The sequence below is a fragment of the Streptomyces sp. NPDC107765 genome, assembly GCF_055657085.1.
Map to the genome: position 1 here is coordinate 84,720 of NZ_JBVKBL010000020.1, position 16,210 is coordinate 100,929.

The window sequence follows — 16,210 nt, forward strand, 5'->3', positions numbered from 1 at the left end:
CTCATGCAGCCGGCGGCCTAGGCGGTACTCTCCGATCAGAGCGCTGACGAGGACCTTTTCACCGCTTGCCCCGCTGCCCAGGCGTACTGACGGAATCTGCGCGATGGTGATGGCGGCTAGACGCGTCGAGAGCAGTACTCCGGCGATGATCGACGCGGCGCGGGCAAGGAACACGGTCCTGCGCGCTCGATTCCGCTTCGGGCGCTGTGCCGCGACGGCCACGAAAGCGGTAGCGAGCACCCCGGCCAGGCCGCGATCACCTTCTGCGTCGTGAGGCGGAGCTGCCGATGGCCAGAGCGTCGCCCAGCGGTACACCCAGCAGGGCGTTCCCGGGAGGCCGCCGGGGGATCACGGGGTGCGGCTGCGTCGGGGTCTGTCGTACCGCCGCCCAGGTGGTGCCGAGTGTGCGTAGCCGGCCGGTGTCCATCGTGTCGTGCAACCGGGAGCACCACCTGCTTCAGGACGCGTTCCCGCTGGTGAAGGTCGTCGACGGTCAGGTACTGATCCGTCAGCCGCCATTTCCTCGTGCTCACGGCGTTGCCGCACCAGGATGCCGCTGCTTCCACCGAGCTGATCGACGGTCTGGTCCTTGATGGTCTTCGATATTGGCCGCTTCCGTGCGTGCGCCGGAGACGGGCCGTGGCGCTTGTCGGAGCCACCCTGATCTCCACGCCCGCCCGCACCATCCCTTGGGGGAGCAGCCCTTCCGCTGGACGCGCCCCCAAAACTTCCAGAAACGTTGCGCTCCGGCTGGGGCAAAATCTGTGCCCGCGAGCTGAGGTTTCAACGGGATTGGCAGGCAGATTCTCTATCGCATTAAGTGGGGGTGGGATTCTTCACCGTACACAGGCCGCTTCGGCGTGCTACGGTCGATCTCAGTTGCAGTTGTGGTTCCCAAAACTTCAAGTGCCCTCCGGGCGGCGCCTGTGCCACTGGAAGCACTTTTGTTATCCGGTCTTTTTCCGGGCGGGGTGATCATCGCGGCGACACGGGGTCCGTGCAGTGCGGATCCCGATGCACTGCCCCAAAGGAGAAATGATATGGCTGCTGGTACTGTGAAGTGGTTCAACGCGGAAAAGGGCTTCGGCTTCATCGAGCAGGACGGTGGCGGCGCTGATGTGTTCGCCCACTACTCGAACATTGCCGCCCAGGGCTTCCGCGAGCTGCTGGAGGGCCAGAAGGTGACCTTCGACATCGCGCAGGGCCAGAAGGGCCCGACGGCCGAGAACATCGTTCTCGCCTGACGCTGACTGTCGCGTAGCTGTAGCTGGGGCCCGCGTCCTTCGGGGTGCGGGCCCCAGCTACTCGCATTTTCCGCAGTGGTTTCGCCTGCGGACGAGAACCAGGAAATCCGTATGCTCACCGCATACGGGGCATCCTTCAGGGGTGCATGCATCGTTTCATGGCTTCATCGCGAGGGACGCCCGAACATTGCGTCCGCTTCGCGCCACTCATTCCAGCTACTGTGCCGCGCGGATTTTTCGTCGGTCAGATTCGCTGTCGCATTCCACCGGTCCATTCTTGCAATTCTCTGTGCTGCTGATCGCTGCGGGAATTCCTTGATATGTGCCGCATCGAGGAAGGTTCCGCATGAACCGCACACGCACGAACGACCGCTTCACCCGCACCCGTAACGGCAGTGCCGAATCCGGAAGGGGCGGTAGCCGATTCGGTTCGTCGGCCAGGAGCCGCTCCGGCGGGCCGGGCCGTTCCGGTGGTTACGGCCGCCGGCCCGCCGCGGCCCAGGGGGAGTTCGCGCTGCCCAAGACGATCACTCCCGCGCTCCCCGCCGTGGAGGGCTTCGCCGATCTCGACATGCCCGGGGCGCTGCTGGGCGCGCTCAGCTCGCAAGGCGTGACCGTACCCTTCCCGATCCAGGCCGCGACCCTGCCGAATTCCCTCGCCGGCCGGGACGTATTGGGCCGTGGCCGCACCGGCTCCGGCAAGACCCTCGCCTTCGGACTGGCGCTGCTGGCCCGTACGGCCGGGGAGGGCGCCGAGGCGAGGCAGCCGCTGGGGCTGATCCTCGTACCCACGCGTGAGCTGGCGCAGCAGGTCACCGACGCGCTCGCCCCGTACGCCCGCTCCGTGAGGCTGCGGCTGGCCACGGTGGTGGGCGGAATGCCGATCGGCCGACAGGCGAGCGCGCTGCGCGCTGGCGCCGAGATCGTCGTCGCCACGCCGGGACGCCTCAAAGACCTCATCGACCGTGGCGACTGCAGACTGAACCAGGTTTCCATCACCGTCCTCGACGAGGCCGACCAGATGGCCGACATGGGCTTCATGCCGCAGGTCACCGCCCTCCTCGACCAGGTCCGCCCCGAAGGCCAGCGCATGCTGTTCTCCGCCACTCTCGACCGCAACGTCGACCTGCTCGTGCGCCGCTACCTCAGCGACCCCGTCGTGCACTCCGTCGACCCCACGGCCGGCGCGGTCACGACGATGGAGCACCACGTGCTCCATATTCACGGCGCCGACAAGCACACGGCGACCACCCAGATCGCCGCACGCGACGGCCGCGTGATCATGTTCCTCGACACCAAGCACGCCGTCGACGGCCTCACCGAACACCTCCTGAGCAGCGGGGTACGGGCCGCCGCCCTGCACGGCGGGAAGTCACAGCCACAGCGCACCCGCACGCTGGCACAGTTCAAGACCGGACACGTCAATGTGCTGGTAGCGACCAACGTCGCGGCGCGCGGCATCCACGTCGACAATCTCGACCTCGTCGTCAATGTCGACCCGCCGACCGACCACAAGGACTACCTCCACCGCGGCGGCCGCACCGCCCGCGCAGGAGAGTCCGGCAGCGTCGTCACCCTGGTCACCCCCAACCAGCGCCGCGGCATGACCCGCCTCATGGCAGCGGCCGGCATCGTCCCGCAGACCACCCAGGTCCGCGTCGGCGAAGAGGCCCTGCACCGCATCACCGGCGCCCAGGTTCCCTCCGGCATCCCGGTCGTCATCACCGCACCGGTGGTCGAACGCCCCAAGAAGCGCGGCGCCACCTCACGCGGCCGACGCCGCCCCGTCTCGGCGGCCCGCCGCGCGCCCGTACGGCAGTCCACCGCCGGTGCGGCGGCATAGAACCTTCGTGTCAGGAAGCCCGCCCAACTTCGCAGGAGGCACCCTTTGACGCTGGACCAGACGCAGTTCCGCTCAACACGTACCAACGCCGTGCAGACGGCGGCCGATCCCGCGGACGCGGCCGGACCGCAGGTCTGGGAGGACATGACCGTGGAGGTGGCACTGTCCGTGATGGCCGCCGCCCGTACAGGTCAGCTGGTCGTCTGCGACGAGGACGGTATGTGCACCGGCCTGGTCACCCGGGACCGGCTCACGGCCGTTCGTGACGGTTCCGGATACACGGACCGGATCCGCCTGCGTGACATCGCCGACTCATCGGGCCCTTCGCCTCGCCGCTGGTCACGAGGGCCGAAGCCGAGCGTGCGATGCGCTGCCGCCGGCTCGGGGCCCCGCCCGTGGTCGACGGACCCGGCAACGCTCTGGGCGTCCTCGCCCTCTCTCGCTGAACCGCCGTCACCCCTATCCGGGCCCGTCTTCTCTTCCCCCCTGGAGGCATCATGCGCTGTGTCATCGCTCGCTTCCCGTTCGACCTGACCAAGAGCGGCGTGGTGGAATCGATGAAGGGCGTCACACCTGAGCTGATCACCGGTGAGTTTGTCATCATCGGACGACGCCACTACCCCGCCAAGCAGGTCGGCCAGGTCGTCACCCGCCAGGACCGGCGTGATTTCAGCACCGGCGAAGTCCTCAGGGCCATGACCCAACTCGGCTTCACCTGCCGCACCCGCCCTACCGCCGCATCTGCGCCCCTGGCCGGCCCGTACGGGCCGGCTTCCGCAACGCTCGGCGCTCCCCCTGTCCGCCTGACGTACGGACAGGTGTGAGCCGAACCGGGCAGGGAGGCCCCACTGGCATGGGCGAATTCCAGGGGGGATAGCAACACTGCGGTGAGTTGATCAAGCCGCGAGCAGTTTAGACAGACTCGGCTGGGGTCTCCCAGGCGAGCGTTTTGCGTGGGCGGCTGTTGAGTTCGGTGGCGGCGGCGTCCAGGTCCTCGCGGGTGTGGCGGGATAGGTCGGTGCCCTTGGGGAAGTACTGCCGCAGCAGGCCGTTGGTGTTCTCGTTCGAGCCGCGCTGCCAGGGGCTGGCCGGGGCGCAGAGGTAGACCGGGATGTCCGTGGTGATGGTGAAGGCGTGGTGGGAGGCCATCTCGATGCCCTGGTCCCAGGTCAGGGACCGCATCAGGTGCGGCGGGAGGGTCTGGACGGTCTCGGTGAGCGGGTTGCGGACAGCGGCGGCGCCGAGCATCAGGTAGCGGGTGCTGGCGGGTGGACTGCGTTCGACCACGGTGCCGATGGCGGAGCCGTTGTTCTTGCCGACGATCAGGTCGCCTTCCCAGCGGCCGGGGACAGCCTGGTCGGCGGCCTCGGCGGGCCGTTCGCTGATCATGACCATGGGGCGCACGAACCGCGATCGGCGGGCCGCCGAGTGCCGGTGCGGGCGGCGCATCGCGCGTCCGGTCCGCAGGGCCCCGGGTCGGCTCGCGCCTCAGTTCCCCGCGGCCTTGGACGTAAAGCGCCTGGTAGATCGTCTCATGGATCACGTGCATCTCCGGCTGGTCGGGGAGCGGGCCCGTAGAGCGTGGCAGATCTGCTCCGGGCTCCACCGCCGGGTCACGTGGTCCTGGAGGAAGCCCGCAGCCCGGGGTTCTGGCCGATCTTGCCGGGCTTGGGGCGCGGCTCGTGAGCGTCCGCGCGGCGCTGGGCGGCGTGCGGACGGTAGGCCAGCCGCCGTTGGGCATGAGCCTGCGGTTGCGGCGGATCTCCCGGCTTACGGTGGAGGGACTGCGGCCAAGCTCGGCCGCGATGGTCCGGACGGACGCCGTCTCCCGGAGCCGGTCAGCGATGTGGATGCGGTCGGCCTCGGTGAGGTAGCGCGACGGGCCGACGGGTTCCTCAGGGCGAGCCGGGGGTTCGGGTGCTTGCCAGGGCAGCCCCGTGTCCACGATGGGCGGGGCTACCCTGTACCTCCCGGATGCCTGCCGGCCGTAGAACCAACGCTTGCCGGTGCGGCGGTTGATGCCGATGATCCGGCAGGCTTCCGTGTTCCCTATTCCAAGATCCACGAGCCGAAGGTATTCCTCCCGCTCAGGGTCCAACCTCCTGAGCCCCTGAGGCCGCCGATCCATCGGGATCTCGAAGTCCATCGCACCCCTGAACTAGGGTGTTGCGACGGCCACTAGAACCGAAGCGTGCCGGTGGGGCCTCACTGTGTGCCGTGGGTCGGTGAGTCAGTGGTCGGAGTAGCTGAAGTCGCCCACGGTCCAGGCACTGACGTCCTCGATCGCGACGCGGTACATCCCGCCTGTCTCCGGGATCCCCACCGCACCCTGCAGGATCCGGGCGACGTGGAAATGCAGATGCGTGGGCGGTCCGTCCTTCCTCGCGGGGGTGTCGAAGACGGCGGAGAACTCGCCCAGGTCGGCGGAGTCCGTCAGCACCTCCGACACCCTCTGCGTCCACATAGCTTCCGGTGCCAGCCGACCGGTGATGACAGCACCACTGGTGACCACGGTCAGGGACATCTGATTGCTCTGCTCGGACTCCACAAGGGCGGCTATCGCAACGAGCAGCTCGTCAGGCTTCGGCATGGGAACGGATTCTATGCACCGGCCCGCACGGGCGGCTTGGACGATGGCGCAACCGGGCGAGACGGGCGCATACGGCTCCCCTGGTGGCGCACCAGGCCGGGGGTGCGTATGTGCGGCGGCTGCGAGCCAGGGGCGTGCTTCGAGGCATTGGTCGGCTGCCCTTCGGCTGCTACCGGTCTTCGATGAACGCTTGTGCGGTATCGCGTGCGTCGGCAACCGCCGCGTGGAACGGGGGAGATGTGGCGTTGACGGACATTGTGTTCATCAGGGTCACCCTCGTCTGCGGATCGTTCATGCCCGGCCCTTGCCTACCCGACCCTGCGCCCCGCCCGCCAGCCCACCGGAGCCACCGTGCTCGCCGGAGGGGCTGAGAATCGCGGTCGACGCGCCGCGCCGGTCGGCGCCGCCACGGGAAGCTTCGCGGGCGGCTCTGGGTCTCGTCCGTGCGTCGGACCTGCGCTGCGGACAGCCCCCAGCGTTCGCGGATCGGCTTAGCGGGAGACCTCATCGTCGAGCCGCAGCAAATCTATACTTGCTGGAGTAGACATTCGGTTGTCCCCGTGATTACGATTTCTTTCGTAGACGAGATCGAGCAAGGCCCGGCAGACACGAACTGCCGGGCAGCAGTCCACGTATGACGGTGCGGTGGTGGAGTTCCGAAGCCAGGTTGTTGTGCGACGGCGACGGGACTGACGACCGGACCGGGTGGCCCGAAGTGATGAGGGGCCGCCGTGAGCAGGACCGCAGTTGACGCGGTTGCAGTACCAGTCGTACGCAGCCCCTGTTTGCAAGTGATTGGTTCCGAGGAAAGAACGGAGGAGTCGAGCGCCATCAGGATCGCCCGGGCGGAAGACGCGAGCCCGGGTACCGCAGGGCATCGATAGGTAGGTGGTCTCCGGTCACGCATCCGCGATCCCCGCACCCCCGCCGGAGTATCAGGCGGCCGGGCGGACACAGAAGGCCGGCGCAGCACTAGGGCCGGCAGATGGTGTTGCAGTTCCTTCGGGGCCTTGGTGCCAAGTGGCACCAAGGCCCCTCCCCGCGTTTCACATAGAGGTGAGATACAGCAGACGAGTCGCTAAGCCGTCTCGACGACGACGACCACCCCGACTACACGATGGGCCGGGCCGCCGAGTTGCTCGGTAGCAGTCCCGGCTTTCTCCGCGCCATCGGCGAAGCGCGGCTGATCACACCACTGCGCTCCGAGGGCGGACACCGCCGCTACTCCCGCTACCAACTGCGCATCGCGGCCCGCGCGCGTGAGCTCGTCGACCAGGGCACCCCGATCGAGGCCGCATGCCGGATCATCATCCTCGAAGACCAGCTCGAAGAAGCCCAACGGATCAACGCCGAATACCGGCGCACCGGCGGATCGTCCAGTCCACCGGCCGCAGCCTGAGGTGAGCGGGCCCGCCGGTATCGGCGGGCTATCACACCCGCGCGTGGCCGAGCTGCGGCGCGCAGAGAGGATCCTCGTGTCCGAACGGCTCCACCGTCAGTAGACGGCGAGGGAGATGGCGATGTAGTGGGCGGTGAAGGCCGCCACGGTCAAGGCGTGGAACACCTCGTGGAAGCCGAACCAGCGGGGCGAGGGGTCGGGGCGTTGGACGGCGTAGACGACCGCGCCCGCGCTGTAGAGGAGACCGCCGGTCACTGTCAGGGTGACCACGGCCGCACCGCCGGTGTGCAGGAAGTCAGGCAGGTAACGCACCGGTGCCCACCCCAGGGCCAGGTAACAGGGGGTGTACAGCCAGCGGGAAGCGTTGACCCACAGCACGCGGAAGGCGATACCGGTCAGCGCGCCCGTCCACACGATCCACAGCAGCAGGTTTCGCCGGTCAGGAGGGAGGAGGAGCACGGCCAGAGGGGTGCAGGTCCCGGCGGTGATCAGGAAGATGTTGGCGTGGTCGAGGCGACGCAGGACGGCCTCGCCCATCGGCCCCCAGGTACCCAGGTGGTAGACGGCGCTCGTCCCGAACAGCAGCCAGGCGGTGACGGAGTACAAGGTGCAGGCCAGGGCCGCCTGCTGGGTCCGAGTCAGGCAGACGAGGACGATGCCGGCGCTCACCGAGGCAGGGACCATCGCGGCATGGAGCCAGCCACGCAGCTTCGGCTTTACCGGCTCGACCAGGTCGGCCGCCCACTCGACCAGGTCGGCAACCGGGTGAAACTCCTCCCCGGCATTGCCATGATGTGATCCGCCGGGGAGACCGGCTACGGCGTCCCCAGACACAACTTCCCGTCCTGTCCCGTTCTTCTGGGCGTCATCGGCAACCATCCGATCATGCTAAGAGCCTGCCCGTGACAGCGTCGGTCGATCTAGCCACCAACTGGGCCTGCGGTAGCCGCCACAGGAAAGTCACGCCGGGCGGGGGCCGGTCGTGCGGATGCGTGCCATGTCGTTTCGGGGGTATTCGTGCGCCTTAACCGGGCTGTTCAGGATGAGGGTGGCGGTGTGGGCCCAGTGGTGCACGAAAACGAGGACTAGCCGCTGGCCCGCCGCCCGATACTGCCGGCCCTCGCCTTCGAGGGCAGCGAACCGATCGCCGAGGCCCGCAGCGTGGCCCGCCGCTTCCTGACCGACGTCCAGGCAGTACACGGCATCCTGGTCTCCGACCGCGCGATGGGCACCGTGCAGGTGGCCGCCAGCGAGCTGGTCACCAACGCCTACAAGTACGCGCCCGGCCCCTGCCTGCTGGACCTGGAGGTCAGCGAAGGCGCCGTTCAGATCAGCGTCTGGGACACCGACCCGACACTGCCCGCGGCCTGTCCCGCAGACCCGGGCTGGGTCGGGCAGCACGGCCTGGAGATCATCATGGCCGTGTGCCAGAGCTTCGAGGTGCGCCGCGAGCCGGTGGGCAAGCGAGTCAGGGCCGCCATCGTGCTGGCCGACGACCCCGGCGGAGATCCGGCCGGCCGCCTGCTGTGACCGTCCCTGGGCGCCGGAACCTGACGCAGGTGTCTGCCGGCCCTCCAGGTGGTCGGCGGCCCGCTCGGCAGCCTCATGGAGAGTCCGCCGCCGGGCCGGTGGTCGATCCCGCCAGCCAACGTCCTCCAGGTCGTTGGCTGCCCATGAGCCGCCTCCTCCAACGACCGCCGCCGCGGCCCCCCGCTGCGGTGAGCCTCCCGCCGTCGTTCATGGAAGCGGGCCAGCCAGCCTCCGCGCACACCGGAACCCTGCGGATCACTCACGGGACAAGATCATCCCATGGCCCGTTTGACGCGTACCTCGGCGGCCCGGGGCGGCGGCAGCCCCCAACTCAGGGCCATGATCAATCTCAGCGCCAACGGCTGTACCGATGTAAAGGCCGGTCTCCATGGCGGTCATGCGCTGTCACCCCACCCTGGATCGGGTTTGTGCCTCCAGGCTCAGCATGTGGTCGCCGAGCCAGGAAGCAACCCAGGGACGGCACTCTTCCGGGTGTATCTACGGAAGAACCAGACACTAGCCATGGAGAAAACCTGTCGTGACGACAGTAGACATTGGCCCGTCGCAGGGATATTGTCTTTGTCGTACCCAGGAAGTCGAAGTGGGCACGGCAGACACGAACTGCCCTGCCGGCAGGTCAAGCAGGACACGGCCCAAGAGGGTCGTGAGCAGTACCCGCTGTATCAGCAGTACCACCGAGTAACCGAAGTTAAGGAGCGAGACGCCATCAGGATCGCCCGGGCGAGGAAGCAGTCCGCCCGGGTACCGCAGGCCCCGGATTGGAAGGTGGTCCCCGGTCACGCATCCGCGATCCCCGCAGTCCCGCCCTCCCAGGCGGACCCTGCGGACATACAAGGCCGGCGCAGTTCGCCGGTAGATGGTGTTGAAAGCTCGGGGCCCGGGTGCCAGTACGGCGCCCGGGCCCCCCGACGCGCCCCCCGGAAGAAGAGGTCTATGCCCCCTGGCAGTTCCCGCGCCGTCACCCCTCTCGATGACGACGACTACCCCGCCTACACCATGGGCCGGGCCGCCGACATGCTCGGCACCACCCCCGCCTTCCTGCGCGCCCTCGGCGAACACCGCCTGATCACACCTTTGCGCTCCGAAGGCGGCCACCGCAGCTACTCCCGCTACCAGCTGCGCATCGCTGCCCGTGCCCGCGAACTCGTCGACCAGGGCACCCCCATCGAAGCCGCCTGCCGCATCATCGTCCTCGAAGACCAACTCGAAGAAGCGCAGCGCATCAACGAGCAAATGCGCACACAAGGCCCCGAGCCGCAGTCGAAGACCTCAGCCTGACCGGACGCCGGCACGAAGACACGGACGACGCTCCCGGCCCGCCACCGACTGGAGCCCACCATCGGCCCCTGAAACGAGCGCCCCTGACTACCACAGGGCAAGGACCCCGGCGATCACCACGCTGGGGTCCTTCTCTGCCCAAGAGGGTTCCACCAGTCCCGGGCCGGAGCCCTGCCAGCGCGCCGGTGGCCCATCAGCGGCCTGCCAGTCCCAGTGAGGCACACGCCTGCCGTGTCGACGTCCGTGCCGTCCCGCGCGCCTGGCACGATGGTTCCCATACAGCCGCTGCCGGCTCCCTACCCCGCCGACCTCGTTCCCGACGCGACGGGCATGGCGGCCTTCAACGCGGCGTACCGGCAGGCCAAGGAGCAGGACGCCGTCTTCGTCGCCATCGAGTCTCTGGGCGAGCACTGGACGGTGAAGGCCGACATGATCACCGCCCCGCAGCACGCCGTCGCCGACTCGGTGTACGACGCCATCCGCGCTGCGGTCATCCAGATGATCCGCGCCGGCGAGATCCGCTCGGACTCCTCCGCGGGGCCGGTCTACTTCGTACTGCACGACGTGGCAGACGAGAGCCGGGTCCGCGAACTCGCAGCCGCCCTGCACGCCGCCCTGTACTGAAACCTGGCGCCGCTCGCCCGCGCGATGCCTACCGCATCCTGATCAGCCGCCTTCAGGACTCCAAGATCATCTCGTGGCGGCTTTTGAGCTCACCTTGGCTGGACCCCGCCTTGACCCCTGTCTGTCCGCCGTCGGCGTCATCGGATCGTCCTCGGATACCCGTTGTGGTGCCCCGACCCTGTCGGGAGGAGGTAGTGGATCACCCTGTCCGCTCTCCGGGTACCGTCAGGGTATGAGTCATCCGCATCCCGAGCTGAAAGCCGCACCGCCCCTTCCGGAAGGAGGGCTGCGGGTCATCGCCCTGGGCGGCCTGGGTGAGATCGGCCGCAACATGACCGTCTTCGAGCACGCGGGCAAGCTGCTCATCGTCGACTGCGGCGTGCTGTTCCCCGAGGAGACCCAGCCCGGCGTGGACGTGATCCTGCCGGACTTCACCTCGATCCGGGACCGGCTGGACGACATCGTGGGCGTGGTCCTCACCCACGGTCACGAGGACCACATCGGCGGCGTGCCGTACCTGCTGCGGGAGCGGTCAGACATTCCCGTCGTCGGTTCCAAGCTGACGTTGGCGTTCCTGGAGGCCAAGCTCAAGGAGCACGGCATTCGGCCGCGCGCGGTGCGGGTGCGGGAGGGCGACCGGCGTGGTTTCGGGCCCTTCGATTGCGAGTTTGTAGCGGTCAACCACTCCATCCCCGACAGTCTCGCGGTCGCGATCCGCACCCAGGCCGGGATGGTGCTGCACACCGGCGACTTCAAGATGGACCAGTTCCCTCTCGACGACCGCATCACCGATCTGCGCTCCTTCGCCCGCCTCGGCGAGGAGGGCGTGGACCTGTTCCTCACCGACTCCACCAACGCCGAAGTGCCCGGCTTCACCACCTCCGAGCAAGAGCTGAACCCGGCGATCGAGCAGGTGATGCGCACCGCGCCGCGCCGGGTCATCGTCTCGAGTTTCGCCAGCCACGTGCACCGCATCCAGCAGGTCCTGGACGCCGCCCACCAGCACGGCCGCAAGGTCGCCTTCGTCGGCCGGTCGATGGTCCGCAACATGGGCATCGCCCGTGACCTGGGCTATCTGAACGTACCCTCCGGTCTGGTCGTGAGCACGAAGGAGCTGGAGAAGCTCCCCGACCACAAGATCACTCTGGTGTGCACCGGCTCCCAGGGCGAACCGATGGCCGCGCTGTCGCGGATGGCCAACCGCGACCACATGATCCGCATCGGCAAGGACGACACCGTCCTGCTCGCCAGCTCCCTCATCCCCGGCAACGAGAACGCCATCTACCGGGTGATCAACGGACTCACCCGGTGGGGCGCCCACGTGGTCCACAAGGGCAACGCCAAGGTGCACGTCTCCGGGCATGCCAGCGCCGGCGAACTCGTCTACTGCTACAACATCGTCAAACCCCGCAACGTCATGCCCGTGCACGGCGAATGGCGCCACCTGCGGGCCAACGCCGACCTCGCCATCCGCACCGGTGTCGACCCCGACCGGGTCGTCATCGCCGAGGACGGCGTCGTCGTCGACCTGGTCGACGGACGCGCGTCCATCACCGGCAAGGTCCCCGCCGGCAACGTCTACGTGGACGGCATGGAAGTCGGCGGCGCTACCGAGGCGTCCCTCAAGGATCGCCTCACCCTCGCCGCCGAAGGCGTGGTCACGGTGGTGGCGATCGTCGACGCGGACACCGGCGCCCTCGCCGAGGCCCCCGACTTCCTGGCCAGGGGCTTCGTCCACGACGACGCCACCTTCGAGCCGGTCATCCCCGTCATCGAGAAGACCCTGGCCACCGCAGCCGAGGAAGGCGTCGGGGACGCGCGCCAACTCGAACAGCTCCTCGCCCGCGCCGTGGCGAACTGGGCGTTCCGCACCCACCGCCGCAAGCCCCTCATCATCCCCATCATCATCGACGCCTGAGCCGCACCCGGGCAGGCGTCCGGGGGCGGACGCCGATGTGCACGAGGTGAAGCTCGACGACGAGTCGGTCCTGCTGTCCAGCCTCATCACCGGCCCACCGGGTCGGCCCGGGCGGCCCGGTGGCGAGCGCTGCGCCGGGCATCCCGCAGCGCCTCCAGCAGCTGACCTGCCGCCCGAGCAGCAACATGACGGCCACGGGGACCAGAAACGCGGACAGTCTGGCGTACCGGCCAAAGGAGGAGAGAAAGTCCGTTAGACATGACGCTCATTTGACGCTCCGGCCGCCTCACAGCCCGTGTCCAAGGCAGGAAAACGACATGTGACCTGTAGATTCTCCCGTCCACATACCTTGTGACGTGTTTCCTATGACGCGTCATGTGGAGTGCGTTGGATGCTGGAGAAGGCGACTAAGGGCGTCTGAACTGCGGATTTGTGTGTGCGCATTGCGTGCGGTGTGGGCGGTACACCGTGCTGGAGTACGCAACGTCGCTGCTTTCGACACCCGGCAACCGTCACGGTGATCAGGTGTAGACGAAGGCTCCGGGTGCGGTGGTGGTGCCGCCCGTCGTTGTCACGGTGACGTTCGCCGGGCCGGGGGCGGCAGCGGGGGGGGGGAGTGACGGCGGCGATCCGGGTGTTGGAGATGATCCCGAAGGCAGCCGGGACGCCGCCGATCGTCACCGACTGGGTGGACGCGAGCTCGGTGCCCACAATCAGGACCGGGTCGCCTCCCGCGGTCGAGCCGCTGGAGGGGGTCACGGAGGTGATGCCGGGCGGCCCGACGTAGGTGAAGGTGGCTCGCCCGTAGGAGTTGCTCCGCGTGACCACGGTGACCGGCACAGGGCCGGCCGTCTCCGCGGATGGCACGGTGACGGTGATCCGGTCGTCCAGGACGGACGAGGGAGTGACGGCGACGGTGCCGAAGCGCACCGATGTGGTGGTGATCAGGCCGTGGCCGGTCACGGTAAGGGTGTTGCCCCCGCTCAGCGGGCCGGACGTCGGGCTGATGCTGCTCAGCACCGAGTCCGGGAGGTAGTAGAACCGGCCTACGGTCCGGGTGGTGTTCTGCCCGATGGTGGCATCGATCTTGACGTCGGTGACGAGGCGCGGCGAGACGGCCACGATCTGCTGGTCGTTGAGGACGGTGAAGGAGGCGGCCGGCTGGCATCCGAAGCGGACGGCGGTGGTGTTGCCCCAGTCCTTCCCCGATGATGTCCACCGGCGTCCCGCCCGACAGGGGACCTTCATCGGGGTAGGTACCGGGTGGTGCGGGCAGCACGCTCACCGTCTCGTTGCCGTTGTTGACGACGTAGACCTCAAGGTCGTCCGGTGTGACCACCGGCCAGGACGGCGCGTGGAAGCCCGGTACCGTATCGACGGTCTCGTTCCTGATGAGGTCGATGGCGGAGAGGCTGTCATCGCCGTCGCGCGCGACGTACGCCAGCAGCCCGTCGTGGCTGACCGCCAGGCCGAAGGGGATGGGCAGCCCGGTGACCGTGTCCACGACGGTGTGCGTGGCCGTGTCGATGACGTCCAGTTGGTTGCCGCCGTACTCCGTCACATAGACGCGCTGCCGGTCGGGGGAAACCGCCACCCCCCGAGGGAAGACGAACCCGGTGAGGGTCGCGATGACGGTGTGCGTGGCGGTGTCGATGACCGAAACCGCGTTGGCACCTTCCTCAGTGACGTAGACCTCCGTTCCATCGGGGGTGACCGCCAGGTTGCGCGGCCCGGTGCCTACCGGTACCGAGTCGATGACGGTGTCGGTGGCCGTGCTGATGACATCCACCCGGCTCCCACCCTGGCTGGCCACATAGAGCCTGGAGCCGTCGGGTGACACCGCAAGGCTCAAGGCTTGTTCACCCCCGGGATGCTGGCCGTGACGGTGCGGGTGGCGGTGTCGATGACCGCCACTTTGTCGGTCCCGAAGCAGGCCACATAGGCGCGCAGCCCGTCCGGGGCGACCGTGACCCCCCACGGCCCGCTGGTCACACCGATCGTGGTGATGACGCTCCGGGTGGTCGTGTCGATGACGCTGGCGCTGCTGCTCCCGAAGTTGGTCACATAGACGTGCCGGCCGTCCGGGGTGATCGCCGCCATGATGGGGGCGTGCCCCACCGGAATCTCGGCCGCCAGCAGCGGCTCATTCGCCGCCATGACGTCCCCCCGGCTCCGCGACTCCCTCCGTACCCGCCGCCGATGCACCGGCAAAACCGGTGCTGCTGCCGGTGAACGAAGTGCCTCTTGCTGGAGCGCGTTGGCTGGTGCTGACGCCGATGACTAGCGGACCCATGACGCTCTCCTTTTCCTGACGTCCGAGTCGATCGCCCCGCACTGACGGCAACCGCATTGACGGCAACCGCAACCGCCCTGACGGCAACCCAATCGCACTGACGGCAATCGCAACCGCAAGGGCAGCCGCACTGACGGCTCGTCGGCCGGCGGGCTCAGGACGGGTCGTAGACGTAGGGCAGGGCGTTGCTGTTCCCGGCCGGGGTGTGCGCCACGACGCTCACCGTGCCGGGTGCCCCGCCGGGGCTGGTCGCGACGACCTGGCTGTCGGAGATCGCCGCGAACGAGGCCGGGACGCCGCCGAAGGTCACCGCATCGGTGTAGGTGAGGTTGCTGCCGCCCAGCACGACCGCGTCGCCTCCCAGGTCAGCGCCGTGGGAGGGGCTGAGGCTGGTCAGGACGGGTGCCCCCAGATACGTGTAGTACGGATTCCCGGTGGTCGCGGTACTGGTTCCGCCCGGTGTGGTGACGGTGACGGTGACCGTGCCGGTCCCGGCCGGAGCGGTCACGATCAACTGGTTGTCGGAGACCACGGTGAAGCCGGTGGCCGGGATGCCTCCGAAGCTCACGGTGCTGGTGAGCGTCAGATTGCTGCCGAAGAGGATGACGGTGTTGCCTCCAGTGGCCGGGCCGAGGTGGGGGGACAGCTCACTGACGGTGGGCGCGGCGATGTAGAAGTAGGGCAGCGGATTGCTGGTGCCGCCGGCCGTGGTAACGGTCACAGTCACCGAGGACGGCGGTCCGACGGGAGCGATGACTGTGATCTGGGACGCGGTATTGGTGAGAACCGTCGCCGAACTGCTCCCGAACTTCACCGACGTGGCACCGGAGAGATTCGTACCGTTGATGGTCACCACATTGCCACCTGACGTCGGGCCCGAGGCAGGGCTGAGACTGCTGAGAACCGGAACCGGAGCAGCAACGTAGGTGTAGATCAAGGCGTTGCTGGTGCCGCTGGCTGTAGTGACTGTGACAGCGACCGACGACGGCGGCCCGGCCGGCGCAAGCACCGTGATTTGACCCGGGGTATCAGTGAGGATCGTCGCCGGAATACTCCCGAACTTCACCGACGTAGCGCCAGAAAGATTCGTGCCGCTGATGGTCACCACATTGCCGCCCGAAGTCGGGCCCGAGGCAGGGCTGAGACTGCTGAGGGCCGGGGACGAGGTGTAGGTGAAGAGGACGCTGTGGGTGCTGGTTCCTGTCGGCGCCGTGACCGTGATCTGCACCGTGCCGCTTCCCGCGGGGGTCTTGGCCGTGATCAGGGTGTCGCTCACGATGACGAAGTTGGTGCCGTTGGGGCCGAACCTGACCTGGGTGGCTCCGGTGAAGCCGGAGCCGGTGATGATGACGTCGGTGCCGCCCGCTGGAGCGCCTTGGGCGGGGATGACGGTGGTCACTACGGGGGCCATGGGCTCTTCTCCTTCTCGTACCACCTTGGCGACCGCCCCTGGCCGGCGGTTGTCGGTAA

At 68.1% G+C, this 16,210-nt stretch carries 14 protein-coding genes and 3 pseudogenes; 10 read left to right on the top strand and 7 right to left on the bottom strand.

The window, feature by feature from the left end:
• Positions 1-1,040: 1,040 nt before the first annotated feature.
• From ACZ7MX_RS34805 to ACZ7MX_RS34820, 4 genes and pseudogenes are all read left to right on the top strand, one after another.
• The gene (locus ACZ7MX_RS34805; RefSeq protein WP_014145516.1) at positions 1,041-1,244 is read left to right on the top strand and encodes a cold-shock protein; all 204 of its coding nucleotides are present in this window, start codon (positions 1,041-1,043) and stop codon (positions 1,242-1,244) included.
• 346 nt (positions 1,245-1,590) lie between these two features.
• A complete protein-coding gene (locus ACZ7MX_RS34810) occupies positions 1,591-3,087 on the top strand; it encodes a DEAD/DEAH box helicase (protein ID WP_472138085.1) in 1,497 nt (498 codons plus the stop codon).
• A 45-nt stretch (positions 3,088-3,132) separates the two neighbouring features.
• A pseudogene (locus ACZ7MX_RS34815) lies at positions 3,133-3,533 on the top strand (CBS domain-containing protein).
• A gap of 51 nt (positions 3,534-3,584) precedes the next feature.
• Positions 3,585-3,911 carry an SCO5918 family protein gene (locus tag ACZ7MX_RS34820; RefSeq protein WP_472138087.1) on the top strand — a complete coding sequence of 109 codons (327 nt, stop codon included), beginning with the start codon at positions 3,585-3,587 and terminating at the stop codon, positions 3,909-3,911.
• A 72-nt stretch (positions 3,912-3,983) separates the two neighbouring features.
• Here ACZ7MX_RS34820 and ACZ7MX_RS34825 read toward each other — a convergent pair.
• Together ACZ7MX_RS34825 and ACZ7MX_RS34830 are read right to left on the bottom strand one after the other, a co-directional pair.
• Positions 3,984-5,233, bottom strand: a pseudogene (locus tag ACZ7MX_RS34825) (IS30 family transposase).
• A gap of 84 nt (positions 5,234-5,317) precedes the next feature.
• Positions 5,318-5,677 carry a hypothetical protein gene (locus tag ACZ7MX_RS34830; RefSeq protein WP_472138089.1) on the bottom strand — a complete coding sequence of 120 codons (360 nt, stop codon included), beginning with the start codon at positions 5,675-5,677 and terminating at the stop codon, positions 5,318-5,320.
• 1,117 nt (positions 5,678-6,794) lie between these two features.
• On the opposite strand from ACZ7MX_RS34830, the gene ACZ7MX_RS34835 reads away from it, so the two are divergent.
• The gene (locus ACZ7MX_RS34835) at positions 6,795-7,076 is read left to right on the top strand and encodes a MerR family transcriptional regulator (protein ID WP_472138090.1); all 282 of its coding nucleotides are present in this window, start codon (positions 6,795-6,797) and stop codon (positions 7,074-7,076) included.
• Between the two features lie 96 nt (positions 7,077-7,172).
• Here ACZ7MX_RS34835 and trhA read toward each other — a convergent pair whose 3' ends face one another.
• Entirely contained in the window at positions 7,173-7,808 is a 636-nt protein-coding gene (gene trhA / locus ACZ7MX_RS34840) for a PAQR family membrane homeostasis protein TrhA (RefSeq protein WP_472138190.1), read from the bottom strand.
• Between the two features lie 429 nt (positions 7,809-8,237).
• Here trhA and ACZ7MX_RS34845 point away from each other — a divergent pair, with 429 nt between their 5' ends.
• The 4 genes from ACZ7MX_RS34845 to ACZ7MX_RS34860 all read left to right on the top strand — a co-directional run bounded on the left by ACZ7MX_RS34845 (position 8,238) and on the right by ACZ7MX_RS34860 (position 12,447).
• On the top strand, positions 8,238-8,606 hold the full coding sequence (locus ACZ7MX_RS34845; RefSeq protein ID WP_472138091.1) for an ATP-binding protein: 369 nt from the start codon (positions 8,238-8,240) through the stop codon (positions 8,604-8,606).
• 954 nt (positions 8,607-9,560) lie between these two features.
• Positions 9,561-9,905, top strand: coding sequence for a helix-turn-helix domain-containing protein (locus ACZ7MX_RS34850; RefSeq protein ID WP_472138093.1), 345 nt, complete (start codon positions 9,561-9,563; stop codon positions 9,903-9,905).
• A gap of 267 nt (positions 9,906-10,172) precedes the next feature.
• Positions 10,173-10,529 carry a hypothetical protein gene (locus ACZ7MX_RS34855; protein WP_472138095.1) on the top strand — a complete coding sequence of 119 codons (357 nt, stop codon included), beginning with the start codon at positions 10,173-10,175 and terminating at the stop codon, positions 10,527-10,529.
• 232 nt (positions 10,530-10,761) lie between these two features.
• Positions 10,762-12,447, top strand: coding sequence for a ribonuclease J (locus ACZ7MX_RS34860; protein WP_472138096.1), 1,686 nt, complete (start codon positions 10,762-10,764; stop codon positions 12,445-12,447).
• A 363-nt stretch (positions 12,448-12,810) separates the two neighbouring features.
• Here ACZ7MX_RS34860 and ACZ7MX_RS34865 read toward each other — a convergent pair whose 3' ends face one another.
• Positions 12,811-13,695 carry an IPT/TIG domain-containing protein gene (locus ACZ7MX_RS34865; RefSeq protein ID WP_472138097.1) on the bottom strand — a complete coding sequence of 295 codons (885 nt, stop codon included), beginning with the start codon at positions 13,693-13,695 and terminating at the stop codon, positions 12,811-12,813.
• An 83-nt stretch (positions 13,696-13,778) separates the two neighbouring features.
• On the opposite strand from ACZ7MX_RS34865, the gene ACZ7MX_RS34870 reads away from it, so the two are divergent.
• Positions 13,779-14,012, top strand: coding sequence for a hypothetical protein (locus ACZ7MX_RS34870; protein WP_472138098.1), 234 nt, complete (start codon positions 13,779-13,781; stop codon positions 14,010-14,012).
• Here the strand turns inward: ACZ7MX_RS34870 and ACZ7MX_RS34875 are convergent.
• The 3 genes and pseudogenes from ACZ7MX_RS34875 to ACZ7MX_RS34885 form a co-directional block, all read right to left on the bottom strand.
• A pseudogene (locus ACZ7MX_RS34875) lies at positions 13,913-14,299 on the bottom strand (YncE family protein); the annotation flags it as partial. The gene ACZ7MX_RS34870 and the pseudogene ACZ7MX_RS34875 sit on opposite strands and share 100 nt — an antisense overlap.
• Complete coding sequence (locus ACZ7MX_RS34880) at positions 14,296-14,604, bottom strand: YncE family protein (protein ID WP_472138099.1); 309 nt, start codon at positions 14,602-14,604, stop codon at positions 14,296-14,298. The pseudogene ACZ7MX_RS34875 and the gene ACZ7MX_RS34880, both read right to left, overlap by 4 nt.
• Positions 14,605-14,894: 290 nt before the next feature.
• A complete protein-coding gene (locus ACZ7MX_RS34885; protein WP_472138101.1) occupies positions 14,895-16,151 on the bottom strand; it encodes an IPT/TIG domain-containing protein in 1,257 nt (418 codons plus the stop codon).
• Positions 16,152-16,210: the final 59 nt, after the last annotated feature.